A 20,617-nucleotide genomic window follows, 5' to 3' on the forward strand; every position below is an offset into this window, starting at 1 on the left:
GGCTTGGGTGCGAGGGGCCGGCGGGGCGGTGGTTCTGAAAACCGCTCCTTCGGCACCAGCTCTTGCACCGAACCAAAAGAACGAACGGAGAACAAAATACATGACACAAAGAATATTCATCACCGGCGGGGCCAGCGGCCTGGGCCGGGCTATTGCGTTGCGGTACGCCAAAGAGGGTGCCAGGGTTTGCATCGGCGACATCAGTCCGGAGCAGGGCATCGCCGTTGAAGGCGAAATCAACGCAGCGGGTGGCGAAGGCTACTTCGTGGAATGTGACGTTCGCAGGCTGACCGATTTCGAAAAAGTGCGCGACGACCTGGTCAGGAAGTGGGGCGGGGTCGATGTGGTGGTGAACAACGCCGGCGTTGCGTCTGCAGGCTCCATCGAAGACACCACCATGGCGGATTGGGAATGGATTCTGGACATCAACGTGCTGGGTGTTGTTCGTGGTTGTAAGGCTTTTACGCCGCAGTTCAAGCAGCAGGGTTCTGGCGCATTTGTGAACATTGCGTCCATGGCCGGGCTTATGCTGGCTCCGCTGATGGACAGCTACAACGTTAGTAAAGCGGGCGTCATCGCCTTGTCCGAGACCCTGAGCCAGGAGCTGAGGGATGCCGGTATTCACGTTAGCTGCGTGTGCCCGGCGTTTTTCCAGACCAACCTGACCAACAGCATGCGTTCGAACATTCCCGGTATTCAGCAGAACGTGAACAAGCTGATGAAACGTTCCAATATCACGGCGGAGGATGTGGCCGAGGATATTTTCCGTTCCGTGAAAAACAAAAGTTTCTGGGTGTTGCCCCACGTTAAAGAGCGCCGCATGTGGATGGTTAAACGCCACGCCCCCAAAGCGTTTGACTGGTTGATGCACCAGGAAAGCAAGCGCTGGATGAACAAGATGGGCGGCAAAAAAGCGTAAGTGGCAACATGCCGGCACTGATGAAACAGGAGAGTCCCGAATGACCCAGATCGACCAGGCCGTAGACATTCGCCAAGGCGAAGAGCTGGATGCCAGCGCAGTGGATCGCTTTATGAAGCAGGCCCTCCCAGACCTGCTAGGTGAGCCGGAAATCCGCCAGTATCCCGGTGGGGCCTCCAACCTGACCTATCAGGTGGACTACGGTGACCGTTCCTACGTCTTGCGCCGTCCGCCGCTGGGCAAGATCGCCAAATCTGCCCACGACATGCTGCGGGAAGCGCGGGTGATGGATGCGCTCAAACCGGTGTACCCATACGTGCCGGACATGGTGGCGATCTGTGATGACCACGACCTTCTGGGCTGTGATTTCTACGTCATGGAACGGCTCAAAGGCATTATTCTGCGTCAGGATTTCCCGAAGGATTTTGAGCTCAGCGAGGCCGACACCCGCAAACTGTGCCTTAACGTGATCGACAAACTGGTTGACCTGCACCGGGTGGATGCCAAAGCAACGGGGCTGGACAGGCTGGGCAAGGGCACCGGTTATGTGCAGCGCCAGATTGGCGGCTGGAGCGACCGGTTCCGCAAGGCGCGCACCGAGGATGTGGGGGATTTCGAGCAGGTCATGACCTGGCTCAATGACAAGATGCCGGAGGATCTCGCTCAGGTGGTCATCCATAACGATTTCCGGTTCGATAACGTGGTGCTGAACCCGGATAACCCGTTTGAAGTGATCGGCGTGCTGGATTGGGAAATGGCCACCATCGGCGACCCGCTGATGGATCTGGGCAACAGCCTGGCTTACTGGATTGAGGCGGGCGACGACGGCCCGTTTCAGATGCTGCGCCGACAGCCTACCCACCGACCGGGCATGCTGACCCGCAAAGAAGTGGTGGAATACTACATGGAGAAGTCGGGCTTTAAAGTGGACAACTTTGATTTCTATGAGATTTACGGCCTGTTCCGTCTGGCGGTGATCCTCCAGCAGATTTACTACCGCTTTTACCACGGACAAACCAAGGACGAGCGGTTTGCCGCCTTCGGCCACGCAGCGAATTACCTGGAAAAGCGTTGTCAGCGACTGATCGCGGAGAGCTCCCTGTAATGGCGACGATTTATCTCATTCGCCACGGCCAGGCCAGCTTCGGCAAAGACAACTACGACCAGCTCTCGCCCCGCGGTTGGGAGCAGGGTAGGGTGCTGGGCCGCTGGCTGGCCGGCAAAGTGCAGCCCAATGCCGTGTTTGGCGGCAACATGGAGCGTCACCGGGAAACGGTGGAAGCCATCACCAGCGGTTTCGGTGATGCCTTGCCGGATATGCAGGCGGTGGAAGGGTTGAACGAGTTTGATCACATGCAGGTGGTTGAGCGGCTGCGACCGGAGTGGGCCGACCGACAGCGGATGGCGGCGGATCTGGCGTCTTTCCCGAAACCGACGCGGGCGTTTCAACAGGCATTTGAAAAAGCCATGGCGCGATGGGTCAGTGGCGATTTCAACCATGACTATGCGGAAACCTGGCCGGAGTTTCGTTCGCGGGTGATGACTGCCCTGGATGAGCTGATCAACTTTGCCGATGGCGGGGACACCCTGGTGTCTACCTCCGGCGGCCCGATTGCGGTCATCGCCCAGCACCTGTTAGAGCTGAGTGACCGAAAAGCACTGGAGATGAACAATGTCATCGCTAACACCAGTGTGTCCCGCATGCTGTATTCCGGGTCCCGACGCAGCCTGGCCGTCTTCAATAATTATAGCCACCTGGAAGCGGAAGACTCCGGCCTGGTGACGTTCCGATAACCAACAGAGGTGTATTCATGAGTAACAAAGACCTGTTCGACCTGAGCGGCAGAGTGGCCCTGATCACCGGTGCCAGCCGTGGCATCGGCGAAAGTATCGCCCGCACCCTGGCGGATTACGGGGCCCATGTGATCTGCAGCAGCCGCAAGATCGACGGTTGCGAGGCCGTCGCCAGCAGTATTCGTGACGCTGGCGGCAGCGCGGAAGCTTACGCCTGCCATATCGGTGACATGGAACAGATCGAAGGTATCTGGTCTCATATTGAAAAAACCCACGGCAAGCTGGATATTCTGGTTAACAACGCGGCGGCGAACCCGTATTTCGGTGCGGTGGAAGACACTGACCTGAACGCCTTCCAGAAAACCGTGGATGTAAACATCCGTGGCTACTTCTTCATGTGCGCCCGTGGTGCTCAGCTGATGAAGAAAAACGGCGGTGGTTCGATTGTCAACGTGGCGTCCGTCAATGGCGTGAACCCTGGCCACTTCCAGGGTATTTATTCTGTGACCAAGGCCGCGGTGATCTCCATGACCAAATCCTTCGCCATGGAGCTGGGCCAGCAGAACATTCGCGTCAACGCACTGTTGCCGGGGTTGACGGACACCAAGTTCGCCAGTGCCCTGACCACCAACGACGCCATCAAGAAACAGGCCATGGCTCATATCCCGATGAAGCGTGTGGCGGACCCGAGTGAAATGGCGGGTACGGTGCTGTATCTCGCATCCGATGCGTCCAGCTACACCACTGGCGCATGCATTAACGCTGATGGGGGCTACCTGACGGTTTAAATCGTCTCAGCTATTGGTGGCTTCGGAATCCGGCGCACAAGTCAGGGTTTCGAAGTCGCTGTCCAACTCTTCCGTGCGGCTCGTCTCTCCCCTTGAGTATGTTCAGTAACGCCCGCAGTCAGCAACTGCGGGCTTTTCTGTTCCCCGGAGATTTAATCCCGGGTTTCTATATCGCCATCTTCATCGGAAATGACGATCTCTACACGGCGGTTTTGCTGCCGGCCGGATGAGTCGTCGTTGCTCGCAACGGGATATTCTTCGCCGTAGCCGCGGGTTTCTACCCGGTTACGGCTGACGCCCATGTCGAGCAGGGCATTACGCACGGCATCGGCCCGGCGCTCGGACAACCTCTGGTTATAGGATGCTTCGCCGGTGCTGTCGGTGTAGCCCTCCACGCGAACCCGACGATTTTCATACTCAGACATGAAGTCCGCAAGGCGGGAGACGGTTTGCTCGCCGGCGGCCTTGAGTTCCGCCTGGTTAAGGTCGAACAGGACATCGCCCAGGGTCAATACCATGCCCCGATCCGTTTGCTCCGCTTGCATTTCCTCCATTCGAGCACGGAGGAGCTCGGCTTCACGACGCGCCTGCTCCGCCTGGCTAGAACTCATCTCCAGCTCGAGTTCCTTACGGCGGGCATCGGCAGAGTTGATTTCATCCTGTAGCTCGGCGCGACGCCCCTGCTCTCTGGCAATTTCGCCGTGGCGCTTGGCAAGGTAAGCCGCGTGATCCACCTCGGCAGTTTCCTCGCCTTCCTCAAGCAGGTTTTCAGCGCGGGCCAGTTGATCCCGGGCGTCTCTTAACTGCCGGTCACCGCTACGGGCGACATCGGGATCGTTGCGGATTTCTTCGTAAATCGTGCGGGCTTCGTTAACGTTCTGGTTTTCTGGTGGGGTGCTTGCGCAACCGGCCACGATGGCGGAAAAGCCCACAGCCAAACTCAGAGTCATGTTGCGTTTTTTCATAACAATCTCCTTCTAGGTGCCGGGGCTTTATTGGCGATCTTCGATGCGCTGACGAAGCGATTCGATGTTGCTGTTGATCTCATCAACAGCTTTCTCAGCTTTTGCAGTGTTTGAACGAGCACCAGCAAGTTGGGCGTCTACCGAAGCTTTTTCAAGAAGCCGCTTGGCCTCGAGGTACTCTTCGCGTTCAATCAGCTCTTCTGCATCGGCCACTCTGTTCTGCGCCTGGTTCAGCAATACTGGCTCAAAATTCCGGGCGTCGGATGATACTGCCTGCTGAATGGCTGATTCGGCGGAGCGCAGCTCACCGTCTGGCCGCTCGACCGAACTGGCACAACCCGCCAGGACAGCCACAGCACCGATGATGCCTGCAGCGCCTGTCATCGAAGTATGCTTTTTCATGCACTATCTCCTTCCAGTGAAGGATGGGGAGACAACCCCACCCGAACAATGGCCACCCGCCGGTGAAACGATGATTTGGCACAGCCTGGGAAGCCATTTTGCTTAATAACGAGAATGCGTTACGAGTAAGCCTAGCACCTGGATCTGATTACGACATGAAAGCCAGGCAATGATCGGGGAAGCTTGGGCGGCCCAGGTTGCCGTTTTTAGCGAACGTCGGTATCGCCTTTGGCTTTTGACAGAGTGGTGCCCACGGGCGGTTTGTGGTGCAGGGAATAAAGAATACGATCAAGCACCGCCTGCCCATTCCAGGCGGGGTCAGTATTGACCATGCCGACCACGGCCCAAGTCGTATTACTCTCGTCGCGGGTGAAACCGGCGATAGAACGGACATGTTCCAGATAGCCGGTTTTGATGCGTCCAAGGCCGTCCATGCCGACGTTACGCAGCCGTCGCGCCATGGTGCCATCCATGGCGATCAGCGGCATGGAAGCCATCAGATCCGATGAAAATGGGCTATTCCAGGCACGCTGCAATATTTGTGCGCCCTGCCGGGCAGTGATTCGGCCGTGCCGCGTCAGGCCGGCACCGTTATCGATGACCATACCAGCGGTGTTTATGCCTTTGTTTTCCAGCCAGTCATAGATGACACGAATGCCAGCGGCCCGATCGTCGCCTTCGTCATCCAGGTGGTTTTCCGCGCCTATGGTCAGCAACAATTGGCGGGCCATGACGTTGCTGCTCCATTTGTTGATATCCCGCACCATGGTGACCAGGTCGGGGGAACTCATTCGCACCATCAGCCGGGCCTCGTCCGGCGTATTGCCAGTTAGGCTCTCTCCGGAAATCGCGATACCCATGTCCACCAGCAACGAGCGGATCAAAGACGCCGAGTATTGTTCGTGGGGCAGCAGCGACAGGTAAGCGGTGGTGCGACATCCTTCGGGAAGCTCACCGGTTACCCTGACTGTAACCCGCTGATCGGCATGGAAAACCGGTTCCCAGGTGAAGCCGCGACGGGAAGGACAAGGGCCTTGGGCAATGGCGGTTACCCGGTTATCAATCACGACATCGTCAAGGGCGGGGGCGCTCCAGGCCTGCGTGCCGCGTTCATCGGCACGCACCTGAAAATGAAGCAGGTTCAGGTTGGTGAGGAAGGCAGAAGGTTGCACCAGGAATGGTGCGTAAGGGTTATCGCCGTTATCATCGAAACCGGGCAGGCCACCGGCAATGTCGAAAAAGCTGCCATCAAGAATGAGATCGCCCTGTATGGTGGTCACGCCCATGCCGCGCAGCTCACTCAGGGCGCTCCACAAGCGCTCGATCGTCAGCTTCGGATCACCTCCGAATTTGACGTAGAGGTTACCGTCAAGCGTGTTGCCCGACAGCGTCCCATCTGTGTAGAAATTCGTGTCCCAGTGGTAAGTCGGCCCGAGGATTTCCAGGGCGGCGTAGGTGGTGACCAGTTTCATGATGGAGCCGGGGCTCATTAGCACATCGGCGTTGATGTACTGGTCGATGCCGGGACCGTTCATGGGAATGGCGGCCATGCTCAGTGCGTTGTCATCGTGCAGAGACTGAGCGGCGTAATCCCGGACCTGATTGCTCCAGGTTTTGAGGCTGGCGGACTCTGGCCCACTCTCTTCGGCGGAAAGTGAGGCGCAGGCGAATGACAGCGCTAAGGCACCGGCCAGCGAAAAACGAGAGACTGATTTCCGGAGCAAAAATTTGGCCGAAGGTCGCATGACAGTACCCTGATGAGTTCTCAATTAACCATAGCCCAAATTGGCGACACGTACTATGTGGAAAAGCTCTACATGACGTTAAAAAATGCCAGTAGTGTCATTGTTTATACGATAGTTTTGTCGTCAGTTGTAAGGCCTCTTTGGAATCAGTGAGTTAAGTGAATAAATTGTAACCAGTTGGGCGCAGATGGTGCTGTGTTCATGGGGCGTAGCCGCTCGTAAGCCAATGGAAAAATGTGGATTTGCGTGATAATGGTCGCTTTCATTCACCCTCAGTAAGGTTTTTCCATGCCCAACCCGTTGGTTCACAATCTAAACGTCTTTGGTTCCGTGGCGACGTCTTCGTTATCAGCATGGCGTGGGTGCCTTGTCGTCAGACAGGCCGCCCAGCCGGCCAAGCCGCTGGTGCTCTATGACATGGAAGCCTGCCCTTATTGCCGGCGTGTCCGTGAGGCGCTGACAGCCCTGAACCTGGACGCGGAGATTCGCCCCTGCCCGAAGGGCGGGCGACGTTTCCGGCTTGAGGCGGCGGCTGTCGGTGGCAAACAGCAATTCCCCCTGTTGGTGGACAAGAACTCAGGCACGGTGCTGTACGAGTCCGAAGCAATTGTGGAATACCTGTTCCGGGAATACGGTGGCCGGTCGGTGCCGAAATTCTATCGAGCCAAAGGCTACCAGCCAGCGCTTGGTTCGGTGGCCTCCGCCGTCAGTGGGTTGCGAGGGCTGAGAGCGGTCTCGGCGAAAACGCCGGAGCAACCCCTGCACTTGTGGAGCTTTGAAGGTAGCCCCTTCTCACGGTTGGTCAGGGAGCGGCTGTGTGAGCTGGAGATTTCCTACACACTGCATAACCTGGGTAAAGAGCACTGGACGGAAATCGGCCCTGCAAAGCAGCGGATCAAGCCGGGCCCCTACAAGCCTGTTCCCGGTGGCAAGCGGGACGCGTTCTTCCAGGCTTACCACCGGGTTCAGGTGCCGTATCTGGAAGACCCGAATACCGGTAAGGGGCTTTTTGAATCGTCGCGTATTCTGCGGTATCTGCACGCCACTTACGCGGGCTGAGCCCTTCAGTCCCACTGAGGCGCGAACCCGGGGTTGGCGATGCGCTCCCCCCGGTCGAGCGCATCGATGGCGGCGATTTCCTCATTACTGAGTCTGATTTCCAGAGCATCGAGATTGGCCTTCTGGTGGTTCGGCCGAGTCGATGAAGGAGTGGGAACAACACCTCTGGCGACCACCCAGGCGATGGCAATCTGTGCCGGTGACGCGTTGTGCTGTTTGCTGATGCGATTCAGGGTGTCATCCCCCATTACCTTGCCCACCGCCAGTGGCATATAACCGGTAACCTTGATGCCGAGTGCCTGTGCGTACTCCACCACCGTGCGGTTGTTCAGGAACGGGTGCACCTCAACCTGATTGGTAAAGATGGTGGCATCTCCGAGAATGTCCCTGGCCTGATCCATTTGCGCGCAGGTGAAGTTGGAAATGCCGATGTGGTCGGCCAGCCCTTCACGCTGGGCATCCCTGAGCGCACCAAGGTATTCTGCCATGGGCACGTCGTCTCCCGGAGATGGCCAGTGGATCAAAGCAAGATCCACATGGTCGGTTTTCAGGCGGGCCAGGCTGTCATGGAGACTGTTGATCAGGTCACTGGCGTGCAGTTGATCGTGCCAGATCTTGGTGGTCAGGAATATTTCGCGGCGAGGGATACCGCTGGACACGATACCATCGCCCACTTCCGCCTCGTTGTCGTACATCTGGGCGGTGTCGATATGGCGGTACCCAAGAGATAGGGCGCTCTTGACGGCCTCTCTGGCGTCATCGCCTTTCAGTCGAAAGGTGCCCATACCGATTCTGGGAAGTACGCTGAATGACATGGTGTCCTCCTATGCGAATTCGATGTTTTTAATGTGGAGGCCGCAGGCTGGTTCTTCAAGTGGCCCGGCGGTATCATGGCGGCCTTGTAACCACTGCAGAGCGATAGCCAGGGGCTCATTATGCTGACAGGCGAGTGCCTATGCGGCGACATCACGTTTGAATACGAAGGCCCTCTGGGGCCGGTAGCCCTGTGCCATTGCAGCCAGTGCCGTCGGGCTCATGGCAGTGCTTTTTCTGCCAGTGCGCCGGTTCAGAAACTTCGCTTGCGCTTCCTCAGTGGCGAAGATCAGGTGCGGGAATTCGAATCCCGCCCGGGCAAATATCGGGCATTCTGTGGCCGTTGCGGCAGCCATTTATACAGCCGCCTGGATGCCATCCCCGGCATTCTCCGTTTGCGCGTTGGGGTCATCAACGAGCCCCTGGGCAAGGGGCCGGCACAACATGTTTTCGTGGGCTCGAAGTCGGACTGGTTTCAAATCACCGATGATATTCCCCAGTTCGACAAGACCGACCGGACCAACGACCCCCACTGACCCATGCGGGCCGGCCGCTACACCGCAATCAGGTTACTGGGCCGGTACCAATCGATAGACCTTTCCGTCAGACGAGTCGTCGGTCAGCAGCCACAGTGCGCCATCGGGTCCCATGCGCAGATCGCGGATACGCTCACCGAGATCCTCCAGCAGGTCTTCCTCTTCCACCACTTTCTCATCCTCAATGCTCAGGCGCACCAGTTTCTGCATTTTGAGTGCTCCGACAAACAGATCGCCCTGCCAGTCCGGAAACGCCTCGCCGGTGTAGAACGCCATGCCGGACGGCGCGATCGACGGGTCCCAGTAGTGCAGGGGGGCGGTGATGCCATCCAGGGTGGTTTTGTCAGAAATGGTGGCCCCCGAGTAATCGATGCCGTACGTCACCTTCGGCCAGCCATAATTATTGCCTGCGCGAATGATGTTGATCTCGTCGCCGCCCCGGGGGCCGTGTTCGTGGCTCCAGATTTCACCGGTTTCGGGGTGAGTGGTCATGCCCTGAATGTTGCGATTGCCATAAGTGAAGAACGTATTGTTGACTGCGGAATCGTCCAGGAACGGATTGCCGGGCGCAGGCTCACCCTTGGTGGTGATGCGGTGAACGCCGCCAGCATCGTCATCGGTTTGCTGCGCCCGGTCCATTTCTCCGCGATCACCGACGGCGACGTAGAGGTGGCCATCTCCGTCAAATGCCATGCGACCAGCGAAGTGTCGCCCGGTGTCTCCGCGGGGCATGGCCTCAAAGATAACGTCAACCTCCTCGAGCTGATCACCGTTCAGGGTGGCCCTGGCGACGCGGGTGGTCAGCCCTTCGCGGCTGATCTTATGGGCATAGCTTAGAAAGAGGGTCTGGTTCTGCTCGAAATCAGGATGAAGGATGATGTCCAGCAGGCCGCCCTGGCCGGACACCACCAGTTCAGGCAGGCCCTTAATGGGGTCTTCCTGTAGCTGTCCATTGCGGATTCTGCGCAGTGAGCCATTTCGCTCGGTCACCAACTGGGAGCCATCTGGCATGAAGGCGAGCGCCCAGGGATGCGCCAGGCCCTCCGCCACCATTTTCAGGCGGAAAGTGGCTTTGTCCGTGTCGAACGTTTCTGTGGCGCTGTGGCTGAAGGTGGTAACGCCAGTCAGGAGCAGTGCGGTTGCGATTTGGCCAGTGCGGTTCATCAATCAGTCTCCCTTCGCATGGGCTTGCCGGAGCATCCATTATGAATGCAGTCTAGCACCCGATACGAAGGGCGGGACTGAAGGTATCAGAATTTGTAATTGACCGAGCCGGTCACGGTGCGTTTGGTGCCCACGAAACAGTCACCCCGGGCAAGGCAGGTGCTGAAGTAGGTCTCGTCTTCAATGTTATTGACGTTCAGGCTCAGGTCCCAGTTGCCACGGCCGTAGCCAACCATCGCATCGAACAGGGTGACCGCCGGAGTCTTGAGTTCGTCTGCGCCGTCCCAGCTACTGCCAACGTACCTTACGCCAGCGCCCGCCCGGAAGCCGGGGATGCCGGCGATGCTGAAGTCATGCTGGCTCCAGGCCGAGGCGGTGTGTTTGGGAATGCTGGGCAGATGCGCGCCTTCGTTGGTGCCCTCTTTCACTTCCGTGTCGGTGTAGGCATAGCTGGCAATAAGGTCCCAGCCCGGGTTCACATCAATGTACGCCTCGAGTTCGGCCCCGCGGGCTTCGGTTTTGCCGTTCTGAATCTGGTTGTTGGGGTTCAGTGGGTCAGGAGCCCGGCGGTTCTTTTCCGTCAGGTCATACACCGTTGCGGTGAAGAAACTGCCTGACCCGGGGAGCTCGTACTTGGCCCCCAGTTCGACCTGCTCGCCTTCGAGCGGCTTGAAGGGCTGATTGGAGGCATTGAGCGCATTGATCGGCTGGAACGATTCCGCGTAGCTGATGTAGGGAGACAATCCAAAGCTGGTTTTGTACATCAGGCCCGCACGGGTGGTGATTTCATGATCTTCAAAACTTTCACCGCCCTCGGTTTTGTTGCGAGCGTTGTCATATCGCAGACCGAGAACGGCGATCCAGCGGTCGTTGATGGTCATCTGGTCCTGCAGGTAGACCCCGGTCTGACGCACGACGTTCTCGGGAATGTCGCTGTAATCCGCGTCAGTAATGCGGGTGTAGTTGCCGTACACCGGGTTGTAGACATTCAGGTCACCGATATCCGTTAGAAATGCGGTACGGCCGTCGCTTTCCGCGCGCTGATAGTCAACGCCGGCAATCACCGTGTGGGTAAAGTCATTCGTGCCGAACACCGCCTCCGCCTGGTTGTCCACGGTCAGCGATGTCAGGTTCGGCTCGTTCGCATAGGCTACCCGGGGAACGGTGCCGTCGTTCTGAAGCGTGGGCGGGAATGCCGTATAGATCGACTGATAAGTCACCTCGCTCTCGGAATACCGCAGGTTCTGGCGAAGGGTCCAGACATCGTTAATACGGTGACTGAACAGCGACGTCACTGCGTTCTCTTCGGTATCGTAGGCGTCGAAATCGGGCTCGCTCATGAAGACATCAATAGGGATGTCAGGTAAGCCGTTGGGCGCGGGTTTGATGGTGCCTGCGTGCGGCAGGAATTGGGTCGTGGAGCCGCCACGATCTTTCTGGTGCAGGGCCATGACGGTCCAGTCGGTGCGGTCACTCGGACGCCAGGTGATAGATGGCGCAATGACCACGCGATTATCTTCCACCTGCTTGACCTGTGTATCGCTGTCGCGACCGACCGCTACCAGTCGGTAGAGCAGGGTGCCGTCGGCATTGAGCGGGCCGGTGGTGTCAATGGCGGCCTGTTTTCGAGCATGGCTGCCAACCTGCAGGTTCAGCTCGGTTTGTTGTTCTTCGAGCGGTCGCTTTGACGCCAGGTTGATAACGCCACCCACGTTGCCCTGGCCGTACATGACCGAAGACGGGCCTCGAACAATTTCGATCCGTTCAAGTGTGTAAGGCTCGGTGCGGGGTCGGTTATAAAACCCAAATCCTTTCTGCAGACCGTCCAGAAAAATCACCGGGTCACCACCGCGAATGGATTGCCAGTCACCCCGGCTGTCGACACCATACTGCTCCGCACCCACGCCTGCGGAATACCGAAGCGCTTCCTGAACGTTGGTTACACCCTGGTCTTCCATCTGGTCTCTGGTGACCACGGAGATGGCTTGCGGGGTTTCGGCAATGGGTGTGGAGGTTTTGGTGGCGCTCAGAGCAGAGTTTGCGCGATATCCATCCACCGGGGCCCGCGGGTTTTCGACCCGGTCGCCGGTGACTTCAATGGCGTCGAGAGTTGAGGTCTCGGCGTGTACCAAAGGAGAAAAAAGCGGCGTTAACAGTAGGCCCGAGGCGAGCCAGGCAGAGGTGGTGAATGAGCGTAACTGGCGTGATGGGCGAGGTATGGCTGACGGCATGGACTGCTTACCTTTTGTCTGATTTTCGGCCTTTCTGGCACGTTAGGAAGCGAGCCGGCCGGTCTGAAAGTTGCGGGTCATTAATCGCTAGGCAATATTAATGATAACAATTAACATTTGCAATTTTGTCGTGTAAGTTAGTACTGAGATACCCGCAGGGAATGGTTGAAAATAAGGAGGGGCATCTGATGACACCTGAAAAAGAGGCAATAGAGGGATTGAAGCTGGCAGCCGGTTCCGGGCTGGTCATTCTGGTGCTGGTCAGCCTTCTTGTTGTGGGGGCTGTATCTGGTGGACAGTGACCGCTGCCATACGTTCTTTGCGATAAATACCGCAGGTCCCGCAGTAGTCACCGTTTGGTAAAAGGTACTTCAGGCAGCAGCCTTTGCGCTGGGGAACGGCGCAGGACTGGCCACCGAACTGCCCGTTGAACTCCGCCGGTATCCAGTCGATGAACCGGTTGGCATCGCATTCAAACTGTTTCAGCCACGCTTGCGCCAACTGACAGGTCGCCATCGGCTCCCCTCGGTCCCAGATCACTGAAAAAGGTGCTCCAAGACCCAGGCCGATACTGCTCCAGTAAGCCCCAGGGCTGACTCCGAGAGCGCGCCTGAACACCGTGTACCAATGATTCGCCAGCTTTGCCACGCCATCGACGAACTCGGCTACGGCTACGGGCTCCGCCGTTGTTGCGAAAAACCAGCGTGACAGGTTGTCGCTTCCCGGGGGTACGTGTCCAAGAAATATTCGGTTGGGGTCTGGCAGGCTGGCCCTACCATTCAGGAAAAGCCGGAGCGTCAAAGGCGCAATAACACTCAGCGCGAGATCCTGTTGGAGCACTGAAAGCCGCGCAGTTACGGCCTGGGCGGTCGTTGCCTGAGGGTAATCGGCTTGAACCTGCTCACGGAACAGGTCAGGGTTCTCCAGGCCTTGAGCCAGGGAGAACAGGGCGGTTCGGTTGGTGTCCTGAGGCTGCAGGGCACCGGTCAGTTCTGTGCTCTGGTCGAGGCCGGATGCCGCCAGCAATCGGCGATATTGCTCTGGCCAGGACGGGGTGCTTGAATCAGGCCCGGCCATGACGGCTCAACCCCCACAGGAAATAGACACCGCCAACCAGCGCCGCGAGAAGCCCGGCGGGCAGTTGCCCCGGGAAGACCACAATACGAGACAGGTAATCTGCCACCGCAAGCAGCAGGCCGCCGACCAGGGCGGCCACGATCATCTGCCGACCGACCGTTTGCTGTCCCAGCACCCGGGCCAGGTGTGGCGCGATCAGCCCGACAAAGCTCAACGGCCCGATAACCACCGTTGCCGCCGCAGTCAGCACCGCCGCGACCAGCAACAGCAACAAGCGTGCTTTGGCAACCGGCAGGCCCAGGGATGACGCCGACGTGTCGCCCAGGGGGAGCAGGGTCAGTGGGCGCACCACCAGGCACAGTATGCTGCAAACCAGCGTGATAAAGGCCATCAGGCCCAGGGCTTCGTTTTCTGAAATCAGCCAGGTGGAGCCGTACATCCAGTTCAGTAATTGCGATGCCACTGTGCCACCGGATGCCATCACCAGGCGCAGGCCCGCGTCCATGAACACATAGAGGGCGAGGCCGCCCAGCAGTAACTGATTGCCGGCAAAGCTGTGCTTTCGTGCCAGCAGGATCAGCAGGCCAAGTGCGGCAGCGGCGCCCGCGGTTGCCGCGCCAATCTGGCCGACACGCCCGACTTCAACACCCGTTAACACCATCAACACCATCACCAGCGCAGCGCCGCCGCTGATTCCCAGCATTTCCGGGCTGCCCATGGGATTGCCCGTCATGCGTTGAATCAGTGTGCCGGCCAGACCCAGGGCAATCCCGGCAAGTGTTGCGGCAAGTAACCTTGGGCCGCGCCAGACCCAGGCTTCATGCCACTGGCTGATGGCGGTCCAGTTCCAGCCGTCCAGCCCCGGAGACCAGCCCATGGAGATCACGATGGTGAGCAGTAACAGGGCCAGAACAACGCCACTGACCATAACAGGCGAGCGCCGTTTTGGGAGAAAACCGGCCGGGGTGGATTCCTGGCCGGGCATGTGGTGAGTATTTCTGAAGCCCTGCAGCGCCAGCAGAATCACCGGCCCACCAATCAGTGCCGTGGTGGTACCGGTTGGTACCAGCGAGCCGTCGCCCCAAGTGGAGGCCCAGTGTGCCAGGGTATCCGCCAGCAACAATAGACCACCGCCCATCAGCGTGCTCCAAAGCAGCCGGCTGCCCAGGGTGCGAGCGCCCAGGAGTCGGGCCAGCACGGGCGCTGCCAGCCCGATGAACGCGACCACGCCAACCCGGGCAACCACCATGGTGCTCATCAACACCACCAGAAACAGCGCCAACATGCGAATCAGGCCCACCCGCGCACCCAGTGCGCCGGCAGAGGCCTGCCCCAGTTGCAGCAGTTGCAGGGGGCGCATCAGCAACAGCATCAGCACTGACAGCACCAACACCCGTGGCCAGAGATCCATGAACGGGCCCCAGTTGCTCTGGACCAGTGAGCCGGCCCCCCAGATAAACAGATTGCCAAGCCATTCACCTTTCAGAAGCAGGAACGCCATGTTCATGGCACCGAGGAAAAAGGTAATGACCAGGCCAGCAAGTATGACCGTCACCGGTGAAAAACCCAGCCGCCAGGTCAGCGCGATCACCAGCCCGATGGCGAGCAACCCACCTCCGATTGCCGCCAGGTCCGGGCTGAATGCCAGCAGGCCGGGGGCGAACAGGGTGGCTAGTGTGACCCCGAACTGACCGCCAGCCTCGACGCCCAGCGTTGTCGGGGACGCCAGCGGATTACCAAGCACCTGTTGGGTAACGGCACCTGCCAGGCCCAGCCCGCAACCAATCAGGACCGCAATAGACACCCGGGGGGCCCAGCTGTAATGCGCCAGTACCGAGGCGTATTGGTCAGGATCGAAGGTCCAGAATGCCCAGAGCAGGGCCGCCGGGTCCAATTGGTCCAGCCAGGGTGAGGCACTGGCGATCAGCGCGCCCAGCCAGAGGACAATCGCTGCAATTGGCAGGGAAATGGGAAGGGGCGGGCGTGCCGCCGGCAGGGGGGATGTGTCAGCGTACATTGGCTGCTCCGCCTTCCAGCAGGCTGTCAGTTAACTGGATGGCCAGTCGCTTGATCTGAAACAGGCCGCCAAATGGCCAGGTGGTGTCTACCTGGTAAATCCGTTCCTGTTCCACAGGCGGCAGATAGGTCCAGAACGGGCTGCTGGCGAGGTTGTCTTTGAGCCCGGGCGGAAGCGGTGAAATCACCACAACCCGGCTGTCCTCTTTGGGTGCAATTGCCTCAAGCCCGACCACGGAAAAGCCCCAGAAATTACCAGAACGGGACCAGGCGTTGGTGAGCCCCAGGCGGTCAAGGACCGTTTGGTAAAGGCCATTGGGCGCGTATATCCGCACATGTCGGTCGTCCAGGAAGTTCACCAGCGCGATGGGCCTGTCGGTCATGCCCGCTTGCTCCAGCCGTCGGCGCTGGGTCTTGAGGGTGCCTTCTATGTCGGCTATAACGTCGTTCGCCCGATCTTCCTGGTCGAGCATTTCCCCCAGGGTCAGTAGCATTTCCTGCGATTTTTTCTGCGGCTGGCTGCCTTCCCGGTAAATACTGATCACGTAAGTGGGGGCGATTCGCTCCAGCAGCCGGCCCGCCGGTGCCATTTCGGAACTGGTGACGATCAGGTCCGGTTTTAATTCGGCAATGGCCTCCAGGCTGGGTGCCACCCGGGTACCGACATCGTGCACGCCCTCCGGCAGTTCTGGCTCCTTGACCCAGACCGAATAGCCATCCCGGTCAGCCACGCCCACGGGCGTCACGCCAAGAAGTAACAGGGCCTCGGTCGCGGCCCAGTTCAGCGTGACCACCCGTTTCGGCGTGTCGTCGAGCGTGAGGGTGCCGTATTCGTGCTGCCAGCTGGCGGCGCTGGCGAGTACGGGTGAGAGGCTCAGAAGCACCGTGGCCATCAGCACCGCCAGTTTTTGGTCAGTGAACATAGGAGACCCACTGCCCGGGTGCCCGTTCCATAACCCCCATGGGGACCCCATAAATGGATTCCAGAATGCCGGAGTCCATGATCTCCCGGGGGCTGCCGTCGGCCACCAGTGCGCCGGTTTTCAGGGCGACCAGGCGATCGCAGAAACGGGCCGCGAGGTCCACGTCGTGCAATACCACGACGACCGTCAATTCCCGCTCTTCGGCCAGGCGATGGACCAGTCGCAGGGTTTCGACCTGATGTTTTACATCCAGTGCAGAGATGGGTTCGTCGAGTAACAGGCAGCGGGTTTGCTGAGCCAGCAGCATGGCAATCCAGGCGCGCTGACGCTCACCGCCCGACAGCGTATCCACGGACCGGTGCTGGAAGGCGTTGAGCCCGGTATCGGCGATGGCCTGATCGATCAGGCGGTAGTCTTCCTCATTATAGCGCCCCAACGGCCCGCGCCAGGGATAACGGCCGAGCGCCACGAGTTCCCTTACCGTCAGCCCGTCGGTTCCCGGGGGGTGCTGGGGCAAGTAGCCCACCGTGCGCGCAAATTCGCGGGCACCGGTACTCGCGAAGGACGAATCCAGAACGCTGACCTCCCCGTGCGACGGCGACATCTGGCGGGCGAGAATCTTCAGCAAAGTCGACTTGCCGGAGCCGTTGTGTCCGAGCAGGGCGGTCACCTCGCCTTCGCGAAATTCGAGATCAATGTCGCGAAGAATGGCGGCGTCAGCGATGGTTACGCCCAGATTGGATACTTTGAAGAACGCAGACATACAGGCTCCCCTGATGAAGTGGGACAGGTTCTGAGGAACCGGTTACGACGGCCTGCAGAATAATCTAAATGCGAATTACTATCAATACATACTGACTGCAAGTTCTTGCGTCTGGCCCGTCTGTACTCGCCACTGGGCAGCATAGGCTCCGCTCTTTTCAATGAGCTCCCGGTGCGTGCCACGTTCAGTGACCTGGCCATCTTCCACAACGGCGATGGTGTCCGCGTCAACAATGGTCGACAGGCGGTGGGCAATCATGATCACCGTGCGGTTATGGCCAATGCGCTTGAGGGAGCGCTGGATGGCGGCTTCGGTCTCGTTGTCCACCGCACTGGTGGCCTCGTCCAGAATCAGGATTGGCGGGTCTTTCAGCAGTGCGCGGGCCAGGGACAGGCGCTGGCGCTGGCCCCCGGAAAGGCGGACGCCCCTCTCACCCACAGCGGTATCCAGGCCTTCAGGCAGGGCGGCGATGAAGGACCAGGCTTCGGCGGTTTTCGCGGCGTCTGTAATTTCTGCATCGGTCGCATCGGGTTTGCCGTACGCGAGATTTTCGCGAATGCTGCCCTCAAACAGGTAGACATCCTGGCTCACCAGGCCGATAGCGCTGCGCAGGGACTGCAGGCTGATGCCCTGAACCGGCTGGCCATCGATGCGAATCTCACCATTCGCCGGATCATAAAAACGCAACAGCAGCTTGATCAACGTGGACTTGCCAGAGCCAGTCGCGCCGACCAGAGCAAGCGTGTTGCCCGCTGGCACATGCAGGCTTATATCGCGGATTCCCGCGCCGCTGGATGCATAGTGAAAGCTCACGTTGTCCAGTTCCACGGACCCTTTTACTGGCTGCTCCAGAGCTTTGTCGGCTTCATCCCGCACATGCACGGGCTCCGCCAGCAGGTCAAGAATCCGCCGCGTGCTGGCCATGGCGCGCTCAAACAGGTCAATTACCTCGGCAAGACCGGTCAACGGCCATAGCAGCCGTTGAGTCAGGAACACCAGTACTCCATAGGCACCGACGTTCAGGGTGCCATTCAGGGCCATCATGCCGCCGACCGTAAAGGTGGCGAGGAAACCGGCCAGAATGGCCATGCGAATCACCGGTATAAACGCCGAGCTGATGCGAATAGCCTTGCGGTTCGCTTCCACATAGGCTTCGCTGGTCTCTTTCAGGCGCTGGGCTTCGCGCTGCTCCGCGGTAAAGCTCTTGATGGTGGCGATGCCGCCCAGATTATTGGCCAGGCGGCTGGACAGGTCACCGACTTTTTCGCGCACATCGGCGTAAAGCGGGCCGGCTTTGCGTTGAAAGTAAAAAGCGCCCCAGATAATCAGCGGAATCGGCGTGAACGCCAGCAGGGCAATCAGCGGTGACAGCACAAAGAAGACCGCGCCCACCGCGATGACCGTCACCACTACCTGGATCATGGCGTTGGCCCCGCCGTCCAGGAAGCGCTCCAGTTGGTTCACATCGTCGTTCATAGTGGCCACCAACTGACCGGAGCTGCGAGCCTCAAAGAAGCTCATGTCCAGCCGCTGGGCGTGTTCGTAAGCATCCTGGCGCAGGTCGGACTGCAGCCTTTGGGCCAGGTTGCGCCAGAGGATCTGGAACAGGTACTCGAACAGAGATTCCCCCGCCCAGATAAAGAAGGTGAGGATGGCGAGAATCGTAATCTGCTCCTGAGCCGTCTCAAAGCCGAGACCAGCCACAAAGCTTTCTTCCTTGTTGACGACCACATCAATCGCCACACCGATCAGGATCTCCGGCGCGATATCAAACAGCTTATTGATGATGGAGCAGGTGGTTGCCGCGATAATCTGACGGCGATAGCCCCGCGCGTATTTCAGCAGACGACCCAGGGCGGCAAAGCTACTGGTGGTTTTGTGGCTCTGTGAAGACATGCTCCGCTTCTCTCCGTTGCAACGTGCAGGTATGACAAGCGGGTATAAAAAGGGCCCCGCAAGTACAAAGGCGGCAAGGGTAGCGGATTTGCAGCTGTTTTAAAACAGAATCATTATCAACTGCGGGTGTGGCGTTGCAGCCAGCGGTCCAGCTTGTTGGCGAATTCCTTGCGGTCGGTCTGGCTGAACGGGGCCGGGCCGCCGGTCACCTGGCCGGCATCGCGCATTTCTTCCATAAAATTGCGCATGGCCAGGCGCTGGCGAATGTTTTCGCGAGTGAATGCCTGCCCCCGGGGGTTGAAGACATCCGCCCCTTTTTCAATGGCCTCTGCAGCCAGCGGGATGTCCTGGGTGATCACCAGATCGCCAGCGGTCATTTGCTCCATAATGTCATTGTCAGCAACGTCAAAGCCTTGGGGCACCTGCCGGCGTTTGATATACGGGCTTGGTGGCAGGCTGATGGCATGATTGGCGATGAAGGTGGTGTCTACCTGCCAGCGGGTGGCGGCACGGCAGAGGATTTCCCGGATGGGTACGGGGCAGGCGTCGGCGTCGACCCAGATCGGCATGGCTTGGCGTCCTGAAATATAAGGTGAGTATGGTGATAGGTGTAAGACTGAGAGTTTAAATCATGACGGGTTCTTGCGTCGCCGCCGTTGTCAGAGAATCCGACCGTGCTGGCACGGGTTTCATCTGATTAATGCCGGCCTCGAGTGGAAGCGTTGGCAAAACCCTGACAGAATCGTCCAGACTTCAAATCACAAAACCGCGAGATAGCATGAACCGAGTCAATCTCTTTGCCGCCAGTGTCGTGCTGGCGTGTACTGCCCTTGTATCCGCCCCGACCGTGGCACAGGATCACGCACACGATACGGCTCACAATAAAGTCAGTATCGAGCATCCCTGGAGTCGACCTACGCCTCCCGGTACGCCGATGGGCGTCGGCTATATGGCGATCACCAACAGCAGTGACCGTGATATTACGCTGATCAGCGTCACCACTCCGCGAGCCGGAAAGGTGACGATTCACGAAAGTCTTATGACCGATGGGATAATGAGAATGAAGCCCCTGACGGCTGGCCTGCCGATTCCTGCAGGCGAAACCGTGGAGTTGAAGCCACACGGCTACCACATGATGCTGGAAAAATTGACCGCACCGCTGGAAGAGGGCGAACGCGTGCCCCTGACATTGGACTTTGACGGCGCTGACGATCTGGATGTCGAGCTCAATGTCGAGCCGTTGGACGGCACCGCCGGGCATTCAGCGAATCATGAAGAGGAAGCAGAAAGCCACAGCCACTGATGGGCCTGCTGGATGCTGCTCGCCGAGGGCTGGGTCAATTCTCCCGGTCCTCGGCGCTTTCTTCGGCTTCCAGTTCCGCTTTGCGTTCCTGGATCTTTTTCATCTTCTCGTCAGAGATATGAAACTTGCTGGCGCTATCTCGCAACATAAACAGGCTGCCAAGCACCAGGCCAACCGCCAATAGTATGAATATCCATCCGATGAGCGGCATACAGGAGCCTCC

The 20,617-nt window shown here is 58.8% G+C and carries 20 protein-coding genes; 7 read left to right on the forward strand and 13 right to left on the reverse strand.

What is annotated here, in order from left to right:
• Positions 1 to 100 precede the first annotated feature (100 nt).
• From WD429_RS15830 to WD429_RS15845, 4 genes are read left to right on the forward strand one after another with little or no spacing between them, the layout of a single operon-like run.
• The gene (locus WD429_RS15830) at positions 101 to 919 is read left to right on the forward strand and encodes an SDR family oxidoreductase (protein WP_368423151.1); all 819 of its coding nucleotides are present in this window, start codon (positions 101 to 103) and stop codon (positions 917 to 919) included.
• 40 nt (positions 920 to 959) lie between these two features.
• The gene (locus tag WD429_RS15835; protein WP_368423152.1) at positions 960 to 2,024 is read left to right on the forward strand and encodes a phosphotransferase family protein; all 1,065 of its coding nucleotides are present in this window, start codon (positions 960 to 962) and stop codon (positions 2,022 to 2,024) included.
• Positions 2,024 to 2,713 (forward strand): histidine phosphatase family protein, encoded by a 690-nt coding sequence (locus tag WD429_RS15840; RefSeq protein WP_368423153.1) that lies wholly within the window; start codon positions 2,024 to 2,026, stop codon positions 2,711 to 2,713. Before WD429_RS15835 ends, WD429_RS15840 begins: the two co-directional genes overlap by 1 nt.
• A 17-nt stretch (positions 2,714 to 2,730) precedes the next feature.
• Positions 2,731 to 3,501 (forward strand): SDR family oxidoreductase, encoded by a 771-nt coding sequence (locus WD429_RS15845; RefSeq protein ID WP_368423154.1) that lies wholly within the window; start codon positions 2,731 to 2,733, stop codon positions 3,499 to 3,501.
• Between the two features lie 152 nt (positions 3,502 to 3,653).
• On the opposite strand, the gene WD429_RS15850 is transcribed toward WD429_RS15845, so the two are convergent.
• The 3 genes from WD429_RS15850 to dacB form a co-directional block, all read right to left on the reverse strand.
• The gene (locus WD429_RS15850; protein ID WP_368423155.1) at positions 3,654 to 4,466 is read right to left on the reverse strand and encodes an OmpA family protein; all 813 of its coding nucleotides are present in this window, start codon (positions 4,464 to 4,466) and stop codon (positions 3,654 to 3,656) included.
• Between the two features lie 27 nt (positions 4,467 to 4,493).
• Positions 4,494 to 4,868 carry a DUF4398 domain-containing protein gene (locus tag WD429_RS15855; RefSeq protein WP_368423156.1) on the reverse strand — a complete coding sequence of 125 codons (375 nt, stop codon included), beginning with the start codon at positions 4,866 to 4,868 and terminating at the stop codon, positions 4,494 to 4,496.
• 206 nt (positions 4,869 to 5,074) lie between these two features.
• On the reverse strand, positions 5,075 to 6,592 hold the full coding sequence (gene dacB, locus WD429_RS15860; RefSeq protein ID WP_368423157.1) for a D-alanyl-D-alanine carboxypeptidase/D-alanyl-D-alanine-endopeptidase: 1,518 nt from the start codon (positions 6,590 to 6,592) through the stop codon (positions 5,075 to 5,077).
• Between the two features lie 309 nt (positions 6,593 to 6,901).
• On the opposite strand from dacB, the gene WD429_RS15865 reads away from it, so the two are divergent.
• Entirely contained in the window at positions 6,902 to 7,672 is a 771-nt protein-coding gene (locus WD429_RS15865; protein WP_368423158.1) for a glutathione S-transferase N-terminal domain-containing protein, read from the forward strand.
• A gap of 5 nt (positions 7,673 to 7,677) precedes the next feature.
• Here WD429_RS15865 and dkgB read toward each other — a convergent pair whose 3' ends face one another.
• Positions 7,678 to 8,487, reverse strand: a complete 810-nt coding sequence (dkgB, locus tag WD429_RS15870) for a 2,5-didehydrogluconate reductase DkgB (RefSeq protein ID WP_368423159.1) — start codon at positions 8,485 to 8,487, stop codon at positions 7,678 to 7,680.
• 120 nt (positions 8,488 to 8,607) lie between these two features.
• Here dkgB and WD429_RS15875 point away from each other — a divergent pair, with 120 nt between their 5' ends.
• Complete coding sequence (locus WD429_RS15875) at positions 8,608 to 9,021, forward strand: GFA family protein (RefSeq protein ID WP_368423160.1); 414 nt, start codon at positions 8,608 to 8,610, stop codon at positions 9,019 to 9,021.
• A gap of 33 nt (positions 9,022 to 9,054) precedes the next feature.
• Here the strand turns inward: WD429_RS15875 and WD429_RS15880 are convergent, their stop codons facing one another.
• The 8 genes from WD429_RS15880 to WD429_RS15915 all read right to left on the reverse strand — a co-directional run bounded on the left by WD429_RS15880 (position 9,055) and on the right by WD429_RS15915 (position 19,660).
• On the reverse strand, positions 9,055 to 10,185 hold the full coding sequence (locus tag WD429_RS15880; RefSeq protein ID WP_368423161.1) for a PQQ-dependent sugar dehydrogenase: 1,131 nt from the start codon (positions 10,183 to 10,185) through the stop codon (positions 9,055 to 9,057).
• Positions 10,186 to 10,271: 86 nt separating this feature from the next.
• Complete coding sequence (locus WD429_RS15885) at positions 10,272 to 12,416, reverse strand: TonB-dependent siderophore receptor (RefSeq protein ID WP_368423162.1); 2,145 nt, start codon at positions 12,414 to 12,416, stop codon at positions 10,272 to 10,274.
• A 261-nt stretch (positions 12,417 to 12,677) separates the two neighbouring features.
• Positions 12,678 to 13,493, reverse strand: coding sequence for a (2Fe-2S)-binding protein (locus WD429_RS15890; RefSeq protein WP_368423163.1), 816 nt, complete (start codon positions 13,491 to 13,493; stop codon positions 12,678 to 12,680).
• Positions 13,480 to 15,510, reverse strand: a complete 2,031-nt coding sequence (gene fhuB, locus WD429_RS15895) for a Fe(3+)-hydroxamate ABC transporter permease FhuB (protein ID WP_368423164.1) — start codon at positions 15,508 to 15,510, stop codon at positions 13,480 to 13,482. The genes WD429_RS15890 and fhuB overlap by 14 nt, the downstream gene beginning before the upstream one ends.
• A complete protein-coding gene (locus WD429_RS15900) occupies positions 15,500 to 16,432 on the reverse strand; it encodes an ABC transporter substrate-binding protein (protein WP_368423165.1) in 933 nt (310 codons plus the stop codon). The genes fhuB and WD429_RS15900 overlap by 11 nt, the downstream gene beginning before the upstream one ends.
• Entirely contained in the window at positions 16,422 to 17,195 is a 774-nt protein-coding gene (locus tag WD429_RS15905; protein ID WP_368423166.1) for an ABC transporter ATP-binding protein, read from the reverse strand. Before WD429_RS15905 ends, WD429_RS15900 begins: the two co-directional genes overlap by 11 nt.
• 81 nt (positions 17,196 to 17,276) lie before the next feature.
• On the reverse strand, positions 17,277 to 19,091 hold the full coding sequence (locus WD429_RS15910) for an ABC transporter ATP-binding protein (protein ID WP_368423167.1): 1,815 nt from the start codon (positions 19,089 to 19,091) through the stop codon (positions 17,277 to 17,279).
• Between the two features lie 116 nt (positions 19,092 to 19,207).
• Entirely contained in the window at positions 19,208 to 19,660 is a 453-nt protein-coding gene (locus tag WD429_RS15915) for a YaiI/YqxD family protein (RefSeq protein WP_368423168.1), read from the reverse strand.
• 209 nt (positions 19,661 to 19,869) lie between these two features.
• Between WD429_RS15915 and WD429_RS15920 the strand changes: the two genes are divergently transcribed.
• Positions 19,870 to 20,394, forward strand: a complete 525-nt coding sequence (locus WD429_RS15920; RefSeq protein ID WP_368423169.1) for a copper chaperone PCu(A)C — start codon at positions 19,870 to 19,872, stop codon at positions 20,392 to 20,394.
• Between the two features lie 34 nt (positions 20,395 to 20,428).
• On the opposite strand, the gene WD429_RS15925 is transcribed toward WD429_RS15920, so the two are convergent.
• A complete protein-coding gene (locus WD429_RS15925) occupies positions 20,429 to 20,605 on the reverse strand; it encodes a DUF2897 family protein (protein ID WP_368423170.1) in 177 nt (58 codons plus the stop codon).
• Between the last annotated feature and the right edge of the window lie 12 nt (positions 20,606 to 20,617).

Source organism: Marinobacter sp., from assembly GCF_040904845.1.
GTDB lineage: Bacteria > Pseudomonadota > Gammaproteobacteria > Pseudomonadales > Oleiphilaceae > Marinobacter.